A 16,440-nucleotide genomic window follows, 5' to 3' on the forward strand; every position below is an offset into this window, starting at 1 on the left:
GCCTGCAGATAAGATACCCATGCCGAAAAACCAACATAATCAAGCAGTTTTCCGCGCTTTAATCGCATATAACAATGGGACCTGATTACCCTTATGCAACATCTGGTACCCCTGGCCCGGAACAAAATCCAGCCCCTCAAAGCAGTTATAGGGGCTATATGGATATTCGGTAAAGGACTCAACACTCAAACCAGCACCGATTAGAGCACTTAGAACATCACTGATTGAATGAGACCAGGTCACCGTTGTAGACGTCGCTCCATCACAGTTTTCTGTGTATGTGCCCTCTTCTTCGATATCGGGCTCGCCTGTCGAGAAATACGAGTACCCAGACAGCAACTCATTAAATGGGTGGAACTCAACAAGGTGGAACTCACCACCGTGTTTCAACGCAGCAGAAATGGTCGCCGCCCACCCGGCCAGATCCGGCAACCATGACAGCACACCATATGACGTAAACACGATATCAAACTGCTGCCTATTTTCCGCACCAAATCGCACAACATCACCTTCAATAAAGGTGGCGCGCAGGCCTAACGATTGTTTTAGCAAATTTGCTTCGGCTATCGCATCAGCCGACAAATCAACACCAGTAACATCAGCACCCAGCCGAGCCCAAGACAAGGTATCCTGACCAAAGTGGCACTGCAGATGCAACAGCGTTTTGCCCTCAACATCTCCTACTTGCTCCAGCTCTACGGGATTGAGCGAACACTTGCCTTTTTTAAAAGCGTCGACATCATAAAACGCCGATTTAACATGAATTTTCGTGCGTTTATCCCACGCACTTTTGTTCAAACTCAAATAGTCCATTTTTCACCTAATAAACACTGCACACATAACTCCAAAACCGAAAAATTGACACAACAGAACAGCCAACCTTCCCAAATTCACAAAAACCAATCCGATTCATCTAGCCATCCAAGTCAAGCGCGCCGCTAGGCGTTCGACTTAACAAATGCCTTATACCACTCACCGGTAAGAACAAATTTCGGAAAGGTATATAATTGCTCAAACAGTATCCGCAAAACTGCATTTCTGAAACCGGAGAATGGCACCGCAGAATGCTGCTCCTTGCCATGACCCACACCTTGCAAAGCAAATGACACAACCATCAATAGCAGTGCCGACAGCATTAGTGGCCATTTTAAAAAAACCAGCGAGACCAAGAACAGGATGAAGCCAATCACAAACAAAGGAACAAATATAATATGAATCAATAAATTGCTCCTTGATTGGTGAAATTTTGAATACCCATCCCACTGCCATTTAAGTAATTCATCAATTCGCATATTTCCTCCCTGATTAGCTCATACCCTGTTGTCGGGTAGACTTGCACACCTCAGAACCAGACCAACCCGTTGTAAGGCACGCTCTGCAGCTCAGCCAGACGTGTCGCCAGTGTGCCGCAATGCAGTTCGAGGCGATGGCCGTTCGGGTCGAGTACATAGATAGACTCACCCTCGCTGGCATTCTCCTTCCACTCCACGACACCGGCCTGCTTCAGTGCTGTGCGCAACCTTCGGAGTTCTTCCTCGTTAACGCTGAAAGCAACATGCGTGTAGTCCTTCGCCGGATGAGATTGACCTAAGCTCAAACATAGCCACGTATCGCCAGCCGTTAGGTAAGCGCCTGCGTCCCAGACAACATGCAGCTTCATCCCCAATAGGTCACGGTAGAACGCGATCGACGATTGCAGATCCCGAACCGCGAAGGTGATGTGATTGACGCCGGTAATCATGCGCAAAACCTTGAGAAGGCGCATTGCCCCCAACTGAATTCATAACACTAGGATAAAAGCCGCGAATTGCTATCCCCGGCGTCGTGCCGCAGGCCTGTAATAGACCGAAACGAGTTGTCAGACATCATCACTGGGCGGAGAAGCAGAGCTGCCTGCCAGTATTCCACCATCGATATTCATTTCAATCCCAGTGACATATTTTGCTTCGTCCGATGCCAGGTATAGCGCCGCATAGGCAACATCCTTTGGCTCTCCCATGGTCCCGAGAGGGATCTCAGAAGCGATAACCTCTATTGCCCGCTCTCGCTGCTCACCTTCGCCCAACATAGCATCCCATATTGGCGTATAAATGGCGCCGGGGTGGATAGAGTTACACCGGATAGGGTAGTGCTTTTCAGCACAATAAAGCGCAACAGATTTTGTGTGGTTACGGACAGCGGCCTTGCTCGATGCATAGGCCGTCGCAAAGGGGATGCCGATTATCCCTGACCTTGAAGAGATATTAACAATGCTTGCAGATAACGAGGCCTTCATAAGCCGAATGCCGTATTTGCAGCCAAGTGCTACACCGTCCAAATTGACCTGATGGACTGCGTGCCAGCTATCAATATCCAGGTTTTCCGGGTCGTGTGGACCAGACGTTTCCAGGATTCCGGCGATGCCCGCATTATTCACCAAGACGTCCAGACCGCCATACTCGGCGCTGATCTGTCGACTTGCTTCAATCCAGTCAGCTTCCTTGCTTACATCAAGATGGATATATCTGGCACATTCTCCGAGCTTGGCGGCGACTTTCTGGCCCAGTTCATCCTGGATGTCTGAAACAATAACCATCGCACCTTCTGCTGCAAAAAGCTCAGCGATCGACTCACCGATCCCTCTTGCAGCCCCGGTTACCAATACTCTTTTTCCTTTAAGTCGCATTACGCTAGCTCCTTGCCGCCACGTACCGATTAATTTATAGAAACGGGATCAAACGCCGGCTTTGTCCAACAAGAATTTCGCAACAGCTCGATTGAAAACCGCGGGTTGATCCATCATAGGCAAGTGCCCGGCATCTTTAATGCTATACAGCTCAGCATCAGGCATTATCGCGACGGCTTTGGCAGCAAACTCAATGGGGAATAATCGGTCATTTTCGCCCCAGATCATTAAAGTCTTGTTTTGTATTTTGCGTAGTACTTCTTCTGTAAGGGCCGAGACCGCTGCACCTCGCCCTTGGGAAAAAGCCTTTTTGCCGCCCGCAGCCTTGAGCACCTCAACCGAATAGCGTCCGTGATTCGGATCACGGTTATCGGGGTTAAACAGGATATAACGGGAATAAAAGCGATTTGCCCATAACGATGGCAAGGTATTCAGCCACAGCATGCCGACAATAGACATCAAGGGCGACTTTGCTCCTAGCCCACCAGAATCGATGAGGACAAGCTTGTCCACCATTTCCGGGTTATCGAGGGTAAATTGCAGGGCAATGGCGCCACCTTGAGATAACCCGACGATATGAGCCTTAGTGATGCCAAGGGCATTCAGAAACTGCTTTAACCAACTAGCGAAGTAGGCTCTGTCATAGCTCGCATCGGGTTTGTCAGACTCCCCGTAACCTACAATGTCCGGTGTAACAACACGAAAATGTTGTGCCAGTGGGCCAATGGATGGATACCAGGTAACAGCCCCTGCCCCACCGCCGTGCAGGCAGATAACCGGAAATCCAGCACCAGCAGATAAATAGGCAGTGTTCACCGAGCCGGCCATCACGTTTGCCTGAGTAACTGAAGCACCAATACGGTCGATCAGAGCTTGCCTATAATCCAGCTTGCGCATGTTTATCAAGCCCCTTTGGATACCGTACTCAGCAGTTCAATAAACGCATCTATCTGTTTATCGTCCAACGGCTCAAACAGAGCGACTGAGGCTTGCTCAAATGAAACCTGGGCATCTTCGTAAACTTGCTTTCCCGCAGCCGATAACCGCACCAGGCTGACCCTCGCATCGCGAGGGCTTTCTTCTTTTTTAACCAGGCCTATTTTTTCCATAGGGTTAATCAGGCGGGTTATACCCGACGGACTCAAACCGACCTCTTCCGCAAGGTCGCTACGGCGCATCGTCTGCGTTGGTGCCACATACAGTTGATTCAGTACGAGGTACTCGGTGACACCAATACCATGCACGGAGAGCGCACGGCCCACCCTCTTCTGGATATTGCTGTTGAGGCCAATGACACTGCTCACCAGACGGCTTTCTTTTTTATCGGACACAGCAAATTCCTTGCAACATGCTTGAGCACGCAAATTTAACGCCTATATAATTGAGCAGTCAAGTACTTGGCAAGAAAAAACAAACAGGAACGCATTTGCCCCCCCCCCAGGCGCCTGCTACCTCAGCGGCTGGTTGGCTGCCCCTGCGACCGACGTATCAGGTAGAAGAGCATGACAGGCGGATGTACTCAGACGTGCCGAGATAGTCGCCTACGAGCCGTTCGGCGAAAAAACGAGAGAACAACATGCGCCGAGATACCAGAAGCTCACTACAGGATCAGAAACCTCCGGTACCTATTTAGCCAGGGCGCTGCGCAAAGCCCAACTACAAGGCACCGTCAAGTTGAGCGGACTGTCAGGCTGCAACCACACTCCAGCCAGCCGGAGATGGGCGATAGAGCAACCGGGACAATGCATGAGTATCTTCAAAATTCATTTGCCCAATCACCTTAGTGAGCGCCGTAATACCTTTGGAGTCCGCTGGTGCGTATAGAACGATATCTCGATGTGGGAAGGCAACTGCAACCGGGCAGCCCATCTCCTTTTCGATTTGCTGCCACAGCGCTGGATAAAGAATGGTGCATGCAGCCATGTTCTCAGGAGCAGCCAGCTCATGGATGGTGCCGTCCGTCCCGACGTGAATCTTGCGCATAGCCTCAAGCCCATTTGTCTCAGCCAGCCGACGTAAATCAGCTTGCGCCAGATTATGGTCTCTCAGATTGGCGGGGGTTACCGATATGTAACTCGGGCCAATATCAATGGCATAGGACAGATACAAGTCCCCAACAAGCGCCTCAGTCACCGGTCGAGATTCATCGGTCATACCAGGAATACTGTCAATGGCAACAAGGAAGTTCTTGTGCTTAATTCGAGGAACTACCACTGGTGTTGGGTCGACGGGCTTTGGCTTCTTCTTGAAGAACGAAAACATGGATTGGTCTCTTAACGCTGTGTTAATGGCGCTCGCAAATTTCGCACGCCACGGAAGTATGCGCTGATACGGCATTCACCAGACGTACAACTAGCACGAAGGCTGACGTTATCTATATGCCAATGGAAGATGAATGATATTGATGTCATCCCTTGGCTGTCGCGACACAGCGGCATGCCATGAGCAAAAAGTAACGTCGCCTGCTGCTTTGGTAAAGGACAGAAACCACTCATGATTAGCTGAGAGGTTGCGGCGCAACCGCCCTGCTCCGCTGGTTGCGCCATCTAGCAGGGCCTGCCCCAAAAGACCTTTAGCGCCCCATCTCGTCGATGCGCCGGTATGCAACAGGCTCCTGAGCTAAAGCCGATGGTCAACCCGGCGGATAAACTGGCGATATTAAGAAACGCTGGCGGTGTTGCTATAGCTGCCAGCGTGGGATGCCACTCTCAGGCTTCAGGCTCTGCCGTCTCCGACACCTCGAGGAAACGCTGCCAAGCCTGCTCAACGGCGGACTGCTGTTCTTCAGTCAGCGATTCAAGCAAGTAACTCCGGCGACGTTGTTCAACTGTCATAACCTGATATGGGTTGGCTGCTTCGAACGCCTGCATTTCTGGAGAATCGCCAGATATTGGCGGATAGAAGTTAGACGCGCTTGCATTGAGAATGGCGTTTTCCGGCTCCATCAAAAAGTCGATGAATTGGTAGGCAAGGTCTGGGCGTGAGGCGTTGCTGGGGATCGCCAGAGTATCAATGAAAATGCTTGAACCGGCCTCCGGAATCCAGAATTGCACATCCGGGTTCTCCTCCATCGCAAACAGAGCGTTGCCCCCCCAGGTCAGCGCGACACAAATTTCATTCTTAGCCAGTGCCTCAACGTGTTCCCAGTTATTAATCTCACTCATGTCTTTGCGCAGATAGTCAATCGACTCAAAGGCATGAGCAATTCTTCGGCCGGTGCTGCCTGATAGACGCCGTCCATGGAAGTTGAGGAGTACCGAGGCAACTTCTTCTGGCGCTGCCAGCATGCCCAGACCACAGGACGCAAGGCGGGAAGCATAGGATTCTGAGAACAAAAGCCCCCAACTGTGCGGCACGCTCTCGCCTAACGCGGCTTCGGCCATGGGCACGTTAACGGCCAGCCCGTTGGAGCCCCAAAGGTAGGGTATTGCGTGTTCGCTGGCGCGTGGAATACTGGCGAGGACAGATACCAGCCACAGATCCAGGTTGTCATAGTTTTTCAGTTGACTGCTGTCGATAGGCATCAGGGCCTGGTCAGCGATCAACTGCTTCAGCATGTAATGAGAGGGCACAACGATGTCGTAAGCATCGCCACTACCCATCGCCTCCATGAGCTCCTGCCCCTCTTCAAACGTCTGGTAATCGACCCTAACCCCTGACTGCTGCTCAAATTTTTCCAGCAGCGTCGGCTCAATGTAGTCATTCCAGTTCAGGACGCGAATCACGTCCTCAGCATGCGCCTGACTCACTGCGCACAAGGCGACGATGCAGAGCAGGTACTTCATAGGTAAGTCCTCATTTTTTTACTTGGAAAGACGTAAAGCTCAACGCTGGCTTTTATGGAGCATGTCGTCCTGTTTGCAATCGATGTTTGGCTTGCGACTGCAAGGGCGTCAATCAACCAAGCCCGTGATATTAGACTCTAGCGCCGACCGCATCAGCTTGCGCGTTTTTTTAGTGTGAAGCAGTACCAAAAATGATACCGGCCAGAAGACTTACTTAACGTCTTCATCCCAAAGAGACTGACTTTCGAGCATCGCCAGCCCCCCATTATTCGCATTCACAGTCAGCTTCACTGATAAAGTTCCTGTTATTTCAATCCAGTAATCTTTTGGATACGGCCAACGGGGCTGCATAATGAATCAACCTGCACCTGTGTATCGAAGCAACGGCCCCAATGCAGGCCATAATCATCGACCTAGTGTAGCGAAACTCGGCGACCCAAAAGGTAACGCTGCTGTCGCGCCAGCGAGTCATTTCATAGAAGACTATAAAAAACATCCAGAGCCAGAAATAAAAAAACCGAAACAATGAATAGTGAAAGGTAATAAATTACCCCAAAAAACTTACCTCTACCTATGGTTCCGAACGCTGAAATTCGCTTGACTTCACTGTCATACCCCCTGCAAACCAGGTTATACATGACCACATAATATAGTGAATACATCGGCACAATAGTAAAGAGAACCATCCGCCCCATGCCTTTCCCATATATTATCGAAACAGCCAGGAGCAAAAAAACACAGCCCATGAATCCATACGCACTTTTTTGTACAATCAAATCTCGCGTTTTGTCGTTCATTTATATCGACCTGTCGCGAGGCTCACCACAAGCGCAGCCCTGCTTAAAAAGCCTGTTATATTCAACACCATCGCATTCATAGCCTGACCCCATTACCAACCAATTCAACACCCAAAGCGTTTTTCATTTAATCAAGCAAAGTGACAGACTTGGATATACTCACTACGCCCAAAAAAATACCTTTACTAGAAGGTCTCAGCAACATTATTCCAACAGAGGACGGCACGCGCACCAGCGTCTCGATACACGCACAAAGAAGCAGACATAAAAATCTGATTTGTGCCAAATTTATTTGCGCTATCGCTTCATACTCCACCAGAAAATTAGTTTTGCCCAATAATTAAAATACGGGTTACCCCATAATAACTTAGCGAGTCTCACTCCTCGGAACCGGAGAGAATCTCCCGCGCCTTTAACGCCTCAGGACTGAATGTATAGAATATGAAAGCCTTTGCGCAGGGAGCCTGCAATACGGTCAATGTTTGCTCTTGAGGTTGCACGATAGTTGCGCTTGGGCCTCGAAGCGGAGGGCTTTCAGCATGAGGATCACGCAATGCGATCAAAAATGGGCCTTCTCCCATTTTCTCCGGCTCGCCGAATGTTGAGTTATTCCAAGTAACGGTAATGACATCAGGCGCCTGTCCGAGCAAAACCTCATCCACTAAGACGTTAAAGCGTGCGTAATCGGTCAACCATTTTTTTTGACCTGATATGAGTTCTCGGTATTCCGGGCTCAACTCGGAATTTGCAAGGGTGCGCTCCCTATGCATCCGGGCTTCTTGGTCCAAAATGATTTCATAATTCGTGATCCTGCCGACGACGACAACACTAGCGTACGTAATGTCTTCGAGCTTAAGCTCAGCCATGCTCCGGCATGCACTCGCAGGTTTCGCAACTATTAATATGAAAAGAAACAGCACCGTAGCATATAGTCGGTTTCGCATTACCCCCCTCCCTGCAGACCCTCGCAATACGCCTTGAGGCCTTCCACTCGGGCTTTAACGACCCGCCGGAAATAGCCGCACGCCAACCTTTCCGACAGTTTAGGTAAAGTCCAGGGCTTGATCTGAATTGAATAGCGAAAGGTCACCTGTGTTGTAGTTGGATCCACCTGCTTGAATACCCAGCTTCCGGCAAATGTCTTAAGGAAAAGAGGGCCTCTGACCATCACGATTGCGGCACGGTGTGGTGGCGACACCTGCACAAACTCGACTTCCATCCGCAGGCCAGACCGGGCTACCACCAGCGTTCTAACACCAATCGCAACGTCGACAGCACCAGCACCGCCAAGCAATTCAATTTTTTCAGGGAACGGATCCCATTGATAACGAATAGCGTAATCCTGCGATGCCTCATAAACGCGGGCAACCGGAGCGTGTACGATACGTTCGAGTTCAACGATAGCCATGCAGACAGCAAACCTCCGGGACCACAAGCAATGCTATTTTCCGACGTAGGCAGCAGGCGTCTATTTGGCGGTGATTGCCTGGCTAGTAGCGCACCTATAGCGGCGTCGTTTCTTCGCGATAGACCGACAGGCCACGCGCGATGTAGTTGGCCAGCGCGTTGGGGTGATCAAACGTACAGCTCATAGTACCCCGCAATACTTCCCCGGTAGTAAGCCACCCAGGTCCGCAGTGAGTTGCTTTCCACGACCTCACGCCACTGCTCATCGCTCCAGTCGTCCAGGTCGCCCCACTGCCACTCAGCGCCAACGAGGTTGTAGAGAAACCTGTTGAACTGATACTGCGGCTCCTCGCACTCAACCACCGTCAATTCAGCGGGTAGCGGAACAGGCTTCTGCGCACTCGGTGAGTGCATTTCCAGGAATGTGGTTTTGTAATGCGTGCTACCCATCTCTCAACCGGCGTGCTCTTCAAACAGTTTCATCGCAAGCAGGCCATGCCCCACCGCAGCCCCCGCACGTAGCGCAGAAGCGATAAATACAGTTTCAGCCAGTTCTTCCTTGGTAGCGCCGGCCTTGACTGCGTTTTCGACGTGAGCATCGATGCAGTAGGAACACTGCGTCGATAGCGCGACGGCGATGGACATCAGCTCGCGAGACTTCTCCGGGATGGCACCGTCTTTGCGCTCGGCGCTGGCTTTGAGATTAAGGAAGGCTGTCGCTTCCTTGTTGGCGGCCTGCATTAGTTGCTTGGCGTAAGCCTTGTCGCCACGGGATTGGTAGTCGCTCATGGTGTTCCTTCCTTGTTGTTGTTTTCAATCCTGCCGAGGGTACAGCTGCCGCCCTGACCTGCCCGCGCTCACAGTGGCCATGGCCATTAGGCCATTGACATGCCAAGCAACAACAGCAGTACGGCACCAACGATGGTGAGCCCGGAGAACACGGTCCCCAGGATTGCGAATATCTTGTTGCGCCCCTTCTGAACCAGGCCGCCAATACCCAGGCCAAAGCCGACCAGCGACATCCCCATAAAGAGGAACAACAGCAGACCGACAACAATTGCCGCCGCGGACTCCTCATCCATTCCGCCGGGCGTGGTGGTCTCCAGCACACCGGCAAAAATGATGAGCAAAAAGATCAGAATCGCCGAAACGATGCTAAGCACAAATGAGGCGATACCAATGCCGGAGTGTTTCAATTCGTCCATAAATTACCTGTCAAATTTCAGCATGAAAGCACTTGGACTCAGCGGCGGAAAAGTCGCACAAGCCACAGCGCAAAGAACAATGATGTCAGCGACACCTGGCCGGCAGATAACGGCTTTCTACCGTGGATTCAGTGCAACTCCAGGAGATACCGGAGCCCGAGAACGACGGCACATAGATAAGGGAACCGCTAAGACCAACACCCTTGGCTGGCGTCACAACGATCACCCCGGAATTTACCGCAACGGTGCCCACCGATTCGGAAGTGACAAGATCAGCGACGGGGAGCTGGTTGAGACTGGTCGGCCAAGCATCATGTTGCTGAACGTACTCTTCGACAATCGGCATCAACTGCGTCGCGACACTATGCGAGTCTTGTAGTTTCGCACGATAGGTGTAGTCCTGATAGGCTGGCAAGGCGATGGCAGCAAGTATGCCGATACCGGCGATAACCAGAAAAACAAGCAGCGCAATAATGACCACGCCGCCCTTCTCCGTGCCGAGCGAGAGCCCCTGATTGTATTTTGCGTTCCAACTCTTCTGAGAGGTTGCGAGGAACACAACACCCTCGATGAACCCAACCAAAGACGGGATGTAGGTCCAGAAAAACAGCAGGTAAAACACGCCCCACCATTGACCGAGATAGAAGCGATGTATGCCAAACATGCCGGTAAACAACGCCAGTGCGCCTGCAGCTACCCGACTCTTGTAGACAAAATCGCTTTGGATAGCTCCGCAACTACGGCATTGAGGGGTTTTGTCGGCCATTTCCACGCCGCACTCAGAGCAAAACTTGGCCATTCCCTTTCCCTGTCCCTTTGTTGTTATTTATTCCTGATCGGGTGCTGAGCCCTTTTGCCGCCCTATCACCCTGGCCGCCTGGCACATCACGACGTAGCAGCGATCATTCCGACAGCGACAAACCACAGCAGCCACAATGCAATACCGATATAACCAAGGATCAGACCGGTGAGCGCCATGCCGTCACCCGACTGGGTCCCGCCGCTGTTCTTGATCTGCGATCTGGCAATGTGTCCGCACACGATTGCGATGAGAGAACCAAAGATAAACAAGCCAACAATACCCGATACCAGGCTGATGATCGCCAGCGAAGACGTCGTGGCAACTTGAGGTTGCTGAGCAGCCTGGGGAGTAGCCTGCGGCGTGACACTGGCAACACCGTAAACGTCGGTGGCCTCGTTGCCGACCGGGACGAAATCTACCGATGCACCAGCCACCGGCGCAGTTGCGCTCTTCCACTGCGGCCGCGTAAAGGTATAGCGATTGCCCGCCTCACAGCTGATGACACCGCCCCCGCTGATGGAATTGAAATCCAGTACAGTCCCTTTCATATTCTTTACACCTTTCCCATTAGAGCCATTTCAAATACTACAACGACGTCACGAACGCCAGAGCATCATGGGCTCTGCGCGAACGCGGCCACCAATTATATGGAATGTGACGAGCGAGGCATACGACGGCAACAGCCTAAGCTGTTACCGTCAGGCTGGCAGGGCAGCAGCGCGTTGCCCCTTAGCCCCTGTTTGCCATACTCAACCGCCGCAGAGCGCGTCAAACCCAATACGGCGTACTTACTGGCGCATAGATGCTCATCTTCAGCGCGGCGACCAAAGCAGCAACCGATGCTGTGTTAACGGTAGAACCGCCGTCATTCTTGAGCATCAACGGAACCTGAAAACGCATGCGTTGCCAGACACCCTTGACGCTGACGTCCATGATGCGATCAAAAACGTCCTCATCGCCATCGGCCAGTTTGCCTTGCTCAATCTCGATACCGGCATTATTGAACGCACATCGAGTCGACCGTAATTGGCTTCAATACCGGCAATCAACGCTTTGACCTGCTCCACATCAGCGACATTGCAAGCGGCGAAGCGCGCATCGCCGCCGGCGTCGCGAATGCCTTGCGCAGTCGCTTCACCTTGCTTGGCATCGATATCGGAGACGATAACGTCGCGCTCACGCGCCGGTTTGGAGCCGCGAAGCGGTGGAAAATCGGTCGCTGTGCAGCCGATTGTTATACGCCTCGTGCAGGAACCTTGAACGAGAAAGTATTCTTTGCCATGGCAATCCCCCCATCTGAATACCCCAAATCCTCACTATCTACATTTATTTTAAACCCATGTATACCTGCAATGTGCTGGGCTACATAAAGCCCTATACCGGAACCATCATGATGTATAACATTAGCTGCTTTCCCACGATATCCCTTTTCAAATATTCTAGGTTTTTCAATCTCAGAAATCCCCGGCCCAACCGAAATAACTTCTACATCCACATTACTCGCTGAGTCCTCTATAAATATTTCTATTTCCCTAGTTTTCGAGTACTTCAAAGCATTGTGCGTTAAGGAAAGTGCAATAATCGGAAACGACTCATAAAGATGTATTTCCTTGTATGAGGTTCCAACCATCTTAAACCGCTTGTTGTACTTTTTACCTTCTGAATGAAACAATATTGCCTGCACTTTATCAAAAAGTCGATATATATTTGTCTTAACCGTACTGCCATAGGTGGCGCTTTCAGGGTTAAAGAATATGTCAATCATTTGAATAGAATCTACCAACAGCTTTGCCGATTGATAAACAGATTTTACTTCATTGCTTGCTGAAGAAAATTTTTCCCGGAAATTCGCTCCACTGCGAGAGTCGATCATTTTTTCTGAATTTATTTTTATTTGCTCCGCCCACTTCACGGGATCATGAAAGTAATGCAGTGTTTCTGATTTAATATTTAAAGCCTCTTGATCGAGATTAGCAACTAGGCTTTTGACCTCATTAACCCACTGCCTGTATGACTGATCAGTTATTGATTGAGTCTTTTCCTTTCTATTTTTACTGTCAGACTTTACCCCAGGTATGACTAGATGGCGACCGCCAACAAAGTCTTTTTTTGACTCCATTCCTTTGCTACAAATTGCCTTAGCCTCTTCTTTAAGGCACTCTAATTCTGAACAGTCATTACATATCTTAGGAAGTGAGAATTTTTTTCCACGAACAAGCTCGCCATCCAGATATATCGACCAAGGAGTGGAAAAAAGATTAGAGTTAAGAATCAAAAAAACCACATCAGTCATAAAACATCCTTGAGCGATTGGCATTTTTTATGGAGCTTATAAACATCAAGATTCTTATTGAGCCCCGACAAAGCGCCATAAAAATAGTCATCACTCACTGACAAGTTAATGTACCTTTCGATTAATTTAAGAGCTTTTTTATGGTGCTTTTGCGAAAGCATGCTGTCATTAAGTAGCTCATCAATTTTTCCAGAAATATGGATAGGAGAATAATACTTCTCTAAGGCACCCAGAAGCAGTTCCTCACAATCTTTTTCAGAAATTGGGGTTTTAGCTGTCTCATCTGCTAGTCTAAAGAACTCAGTTAGAGTTGGGTCGAATCTCTTGGACGAAACGCCAATTATTACAATCCCATTCATCTCAGATCGGATCCGTTTAATTAGCTCAAACCCACCACGCTTCGGATCTTCTTTGACGACATTAGTAATATCCAAAAACACCAGATCATAGGAATCTATAAAATAATAGTTAGACAAACTCACTTCTTCATATACAGAAATATTAAACCCACTCCTTCTTAGATAATCGACCGGGTAGTTCTCCGGCTGGTCATCTATAATAGCGACCTTTCTCTTTTTTAATATAGCTATCGAATCATATTCATAATTTGATCGAACGTAATTCACAACACTACTATAGTCATTTTCACTTTCAAGATAGCTCTTAAACCTCCTATAAATTGAGTACCCCCCACCAAAAACAGTAATTACACCCAGGACGATCGTGACAAGATTAGCTAGCCAGCCAGAATTACTCCAAATATTTATAAATTCAGCCATTATTAGTATTTAAAACCCCAATATTAATTGTACGCCGTATAACAGCTAATCAGACCGACAGCTTCATAACTGCATATGAGTGACTTCCTCATAACAACACCTCCCGCCGCCCCATTAAAAATCAAAAGCCTTTACAAACAAAAAATTGCGCGCGACAACCCTACCAAATCCGTATTCGCTTGACCGCTTCATATTCACGTTTCAATCACTCCCCTACCCGCCAATGTCGGGCGCGCAGGTGCGGACGCGCCGCCTCGACTGAGGTTGCGGATAGATGAACAGACAGGAAGTGAAGTTTGGCACCATCCTTGGGCTCTTGTGACATGGCTGCTTGCCATATAAAGAAAATAGCGCTGGCTCCCTGACGGGTAAAGCATTTATTCCTAGTGGGGTTACACAGGTGAAGCTCAGTTGGTACGCCGCTCTGCCCGCAAGCTGCAGATTGCCAAACCCACTGCCAGCAGCGAGGTGACAACGACGCTGATCACAATAAACGCCACTACCACCTCCGCCAAAGCCAGGTCGGTTGTGCCGGCGGCGGCCAGTGCGGTCATCTGCCCTGCTGTCTGCGCCAATCAGGCCGGCCAGCCAGTTGGCGTAGCTGAATACACCCAACGTCAGTAAATCACGCACTATAGCTGGGAGCAGTCAGGCTAGATGCTCAGCTCGTTGGCGGTACGTATCTGCCCAGCGCCTGCGGCAACACGTGCAGCAGTACCTCTCTGCTGCGATGCCAAAACGCTGAAAGCAACAACAGCATGGAGCCAATAAACAGCCCTGATATTGCTAGGCTGGAGCTAAGCGAGCCATAGGTCTCGAGCAGTTCGCGGAAGGCGTACACCACGTAGATCAGTGACGACACCATCAGCGCGCGGCGATCCACGGTGATGGAGACCACAGCCAGCAGCAGATACAGGGAGATGACTGCAGCGATGCTGAACAAGCCGCCATTGCCGTCGAACAGCCCTAGCGCGGAAAAGACCGGGTGCACGATCAACGGGGCAGCCAGCAGATGCAACCAGAAGGCAACATCTGACTTTCTGGTGGTTCTATCAACGTCCTGCGCGTCCCAGCGCATCGCCAGCAGGAAGGTGGCCAGCCCTGCGCAGCAGAGGAAGTAGTTGGTGAACTCGCGCAAGCCTTCAATCTGCATCAGTAGCGCCAGCAGGAACGCAAGCAGGCTGGCGACACCGGCAGCGACGGTGATCGGCACATGAAACTGCTGCCAATGCGCCCACGCCGCAATCGCGCCGATGGCGGTAGCAACCATGATCGCGGTGTCCTTTTCTATTCCCGCAGCAACCTGCGCGAAGACCAGGAACGCAACCGTACTGAGTACAAAGGATGCCAACAGCAACACCGCGGGCAACGCGAGCTTGCGGCGTTTGACGAAGAATACCGACAAGCCCCACGACAGCAGCGCAACCACACAGAAGCCCAATGCAGGCGACTGCAGGCCAAACACCCAACCCGCCGACGCCAGCAGGATGAATGCCGCAATGCTGACGAAGATGTCGTTAAAGCCGGATATCAGCCGGAAGTTCTCTTCATCCACCAGGCGGGTATGGGCGCGGCCTGACACAAACCTGCGGAAACGCTCAACTGCCGCTTCATCCAGCACACCGTCCTTTACTGCTGCGTACAAATCTTCATCTGTGTACATGGCGTCCTCAATTCTCTGGCTCACTTATCTTGCGACGGAGCGCTGCCCTCAATCGGCGTTCAAGAGCTGAACGATGTTGCAGTGAGCTGACCTATCCCGATGCTCAACTTGGTTTAATCCACACGGCGGAGAGCCGCGCGCGCCGCTTAACGACAACGTTATCTATCGGTAACGCGAGTAGTAAACGCACACGATCTCACAGCGAAAAAATGCGTACTAGCGACTGCATGAGCACCGTACGAAACAGGAAGCTGCAGCACCAACCAAGCTGGCATTCAGAACGCCAGCAGCACCTTATCAATTTGGCTTCGATAAGCCGCCAGTACGTCCGCTTCGATCTTCGGGTATGACAACTGCCCTTCAAGGGACACCTCATCCCAAACCAGTTTTTTCCGAAAAACACTGACCCAGACCGTAGACTTTGCCAACGCAGCAACCGGGCCCTCTTCTTTTCGCGCCCGAACTGCCGGCCAATCAGCGACGCCTACCAGCACTTCCATAACGGCAGACGCTTCATCGAGCTTGTTTACACTGATCGCGGAATACATCACCGTCTGAGCATCTGACAACTCGGCAAGCGACACTCGAGTAGACCCAGCCAACGCCTCGTTTATGCTCGCGTTCAAAGTGAGCTGCTGGGTCTCGGTCATCGGAAAACCTGCCATCGCAACACCGCTATTGAAAATGCGACGGTACTCTGCGAGCTGCTGCGCAGGCAGCAATGCCTGAATCTTCGCTGCCGAATTCACGCCCATATTTACTTGTGACATCAGCTCAGCACCGTCTGCTGAGGACAGCAAGTGCAGCTCTTCCGACATAAAATAGTCGTACTCGTCGGTAGCAGGCTGCGCATAAGCAAGCCCCTGCAGAACAATCACACACATAACAGCAAAAAATATACGCATAACCTGCACTCTCCTTTGCATTACATCTTCACGGGGCTGCCACCCAGGCTGAGCAACTGAACAACGGTGTCACCTTGTCGGTGCCAGATAGTTGTGCGATTTCCGAGGCAGGCGCTACGTTCCAGAACACACCCCTGAG

20 protein-coding genes and 1 pseudogene are annotated in these 16,440 nt (G+C 50.7%); all 21 read right to left on the reverse strand.

The features are described from left to right. Positions 1 to 39 precede the first annotated feature (39 nt). Positions 40 to 813, reverse strand: coding sequence for a class I SAM-dependent methyltransferase (locus ACKPCU_RS13575; RefSeq protein ID WP_321347454.1), 774 nt, complete (start codon positions 811 to 813; stop codon positions 40 to 42). A 125-nt stretch (positions 814 to 938) separates the two neighbouring features. After that, positions 939 to 1,292, reverse strand: coding sequence for an Mpo1-like protein (locus ACKPCU_RS13580; RefSeq protein WP_321347457.1), 354 nt, complete (start codon positions 1,290 to 1,292; stop codon positions 939 to 941). 50 nt (positions 1,293 to 1,342) lie between these two features. Continuing rightward, a complete protein-coding gene (fos, locus tag ACKPCU_RS13585) occupies positions 1,343 to 1,741 on the reverse strand; it encodes a fosfomycin resistance glutathione transferase (protein WP_321347459.1) in 399 nt (132 codons plus the stop codon). A 117-nt stretch (positions 1,742 to 1,858) separates the two neighbouring features. Next, positions 1,859 to 2,665, reverse strand: coding sequence for an SDR family oxidoreductase (locus ACKPCU_RS13590; protein WP_321347461.1), 807 nt, complete (start codon positions 2,663 to 2,665; stop codon positions 1,859 to 1,861). Positions 2,666 to 2,713: 48 nt separating this feature from the next. Next, entirely contained in the window at positions 2,714 to 3,562 is an 849-nt protein-coding gene (locus tag ACKPCU_RS13595) for an alpha/beta fold hydrolase (protein WP_321347463.1), read from the reverse strand. A gap of 5 nt (positions 3,563 to 3,567) precedes the next feature. Beyond that, positions 3,568 to 3,996, reverse strand: a complete 429-nt coding sequence (locus ACKPCU_RS13600; RefSeq protein ID WP_321347465.1) for a MarR family winged helix-turn-helix transcriptional regulator — start codon at positions 3,994 to 3,996, stop codon at positions 3,568 to 3,570. 355 nt (positions 3,997 to 4,351) lie between these two features. After that, a complete protein-coding gene (locus ACKPCU_RS13605) occupies positions 4,352 to 4,927 on the reverse strand; it encodes a DUF1444 family protein (protein ID WP_321347466.1) in 576 nt (191 codons plus the stop codon). 446 nt (positions 4,928 to 5,373) lie between these two features. Continuing rightward, positions 5,374 to 6,450 (reverse strand): extracellular solute-binding protein, encoded by a 1,077-nt coding sequence (locus tag ACKPCU_RS13610; protein ID WP_321347469.1) that lies wholly within the window; start codon positions 6,448 to 6,450, stop codon positions 5,374 to 5,376. Positions 6,451 to 7,624: 1,174 nt separating this feature from the next. After that, positions 7,625 to 8,113 carry a hypothetical protein gene (locus tag ACKPCU_RS13615; RefSeq protein WP_321347471.1) on the reverse strand — a complete coding sequence of 163 codons (489 nt, stop codon included), beginning with the start codon at positions 8,111 to 8,113 and terminating at the stop codon, positions 7,625 to 7,627. Between the two features lie 77 nt (positions 8,114 to 8,190). Continuing rightward, on the reverse strand, positions 8,191 to 8,655 hold the full coding sequence (locus ACKPCU_RS13620; protein WP_321347472.1) for a type II toxin-antitoxin system RatA family toxin: 465 nt from the start codon (positions 8,653 to 8,655) through the stop codon (positions 8,191 to 8,193). 167 nt (positions 8,656 to 8,822) lie between these two features. After that, entirely contained in the window at positions 8,823 to 9,104 is a 282-nt protein-coding gene (locus ACKPCU_RS13625) for a hypothetical protein (RefSeq protein ID WP_321347473.1), read from the reverse strand. A gap of 3 nt (positions 9,105 to 9,107) precedes the next feature. Next, positions 9,108 to 9,443 (reverse strand): carboxymuconolactone decarboxylase family protein, encoded by a 336-nt coding sequence (locus ACKPCU_RS13630; protein WP_321347475.1) that lies wholly within the window; start codon positions 9,441 to 9,443, stop codon positions 9,108 to 9,110. Between the two features lie 86 nt (positions 9,444 to 9,529). Further along, positions 9,530 to 9,859, reverse strand: coding sequence for a hypothetical protein (locus ACKPCU_RS13635; RefSeq protein ID WP_321347476.1), 330 nt, complete (start codon positions 9,857 to 9,859; stop codon positions 9,530 to 9,532). A gap of 85 nt (positions 9,860 to 9,944) precedes the next feature. Then, positions 9,945 to 10,658: an NINE protein gene (locus ACKPCU_RS13640; protein ID WP_321347478.1), complete on the reverse strand. Its 714-nt coding sequence runs from the start codon at positions 10,656 to 10,658 to the stop codon at positions 9,945 to 9,947. A gap of 86 nt (positions 10,659 to 10,744) precedes the next feature. Further along, positions 10,745 to 11,209: a DUF4190 domain-containing protein gene (locus ACKPCU_RS13645; protein WP_104737558.1), complete on the reverse strand. Its 465-nt coding sequence runs from the start codon at positions 11,207 to 11,209 to the stop codon at positions 10,745 to 10,747. Between the two features lie 149 nt (positions 11,210 to 11,358). Beyond that, positions 11,359 to 11,830 (reverse strand): annotated as a pseudogene (locus ACKPCU_RS13650) (SDR family oxidoreductase); the annotation flags it as partial. A gap of 65 nt (positions 11,831 to 11,895) precedes the next feature. Continuing rightward, complete coding sequence (locus ACKPCU_RS13655; RefSeq protein WP_321347481.1) at positions 11,896 to 12,954, reverse strand: sensor histidine kinase; 1,059 nt, start codon at positions 12,952 to 12,954, stop codon at positions 11,896 to 11,898. Beyond that, positions 12,951 to 13,733, reverse strand: a complete 783-nt coding sequence (locus tag ACKPCU_RS13660) for a response regulator (RefSeq protein WP_321347483.1) — start codon at positions 13,731 to 13,733, stop codon at positions 12,951 to 12,953. Before ACKPCU_RS13660 ends, ACKPCU_RS13655 begins: the two co-directional genes overlap by 4 nt. Positions 13,734 to 14,140: 407 nt before the next feature. Then, a complete protein-coding gene (locus ACKPCU_RS13665; protein ID WP_321347485.1) occupies positions 14,141 to 14,287 on the reverse strand; it encodes a hypothetical protein in 147 nt (48 codons plus the stop codon). Positions 14,288 to 14,394: 107 nt separating this feature from the next. Further along, positions 14,395 to 15,396: a hypothetical protein gene (locus ACKPCU_RS13670; RefSeq protein WP_321347487.1), complete on the reverse strand. Its 1,002-nt coding sequence runs from the start codon at positions 15,394 to 15,396 to the stop codon at positions 14,395 to 14,397. Between the two features lie 275 nt (positions 15,397 to 15,671). After that, positions 15,672 to 16,301 carry a hypothetical protein gene (locus ACKPCU_RS13675; protein ID WP_321347491.1) on the reverse strand — a complete coding sequence of 210 codons (630 nt, stop codon included), beginning with the start codon at positions 16,299 to 16,301 and terminating at the stop codon, positions 15,672 to 15,674. Positions 16,302 to 16,440: the final 139 nt, after the last annotated feature.

It is taken from the genome of Halopseudomonas oceani (assembly GCF_963677335.1).
Lineage (GTDB): Bacteria > Pseudomonadota > Gammaproteobacteria > Pseudomonadales > Pseudomonadaceae > Halopseudomonas > Halopseudomonas oceani.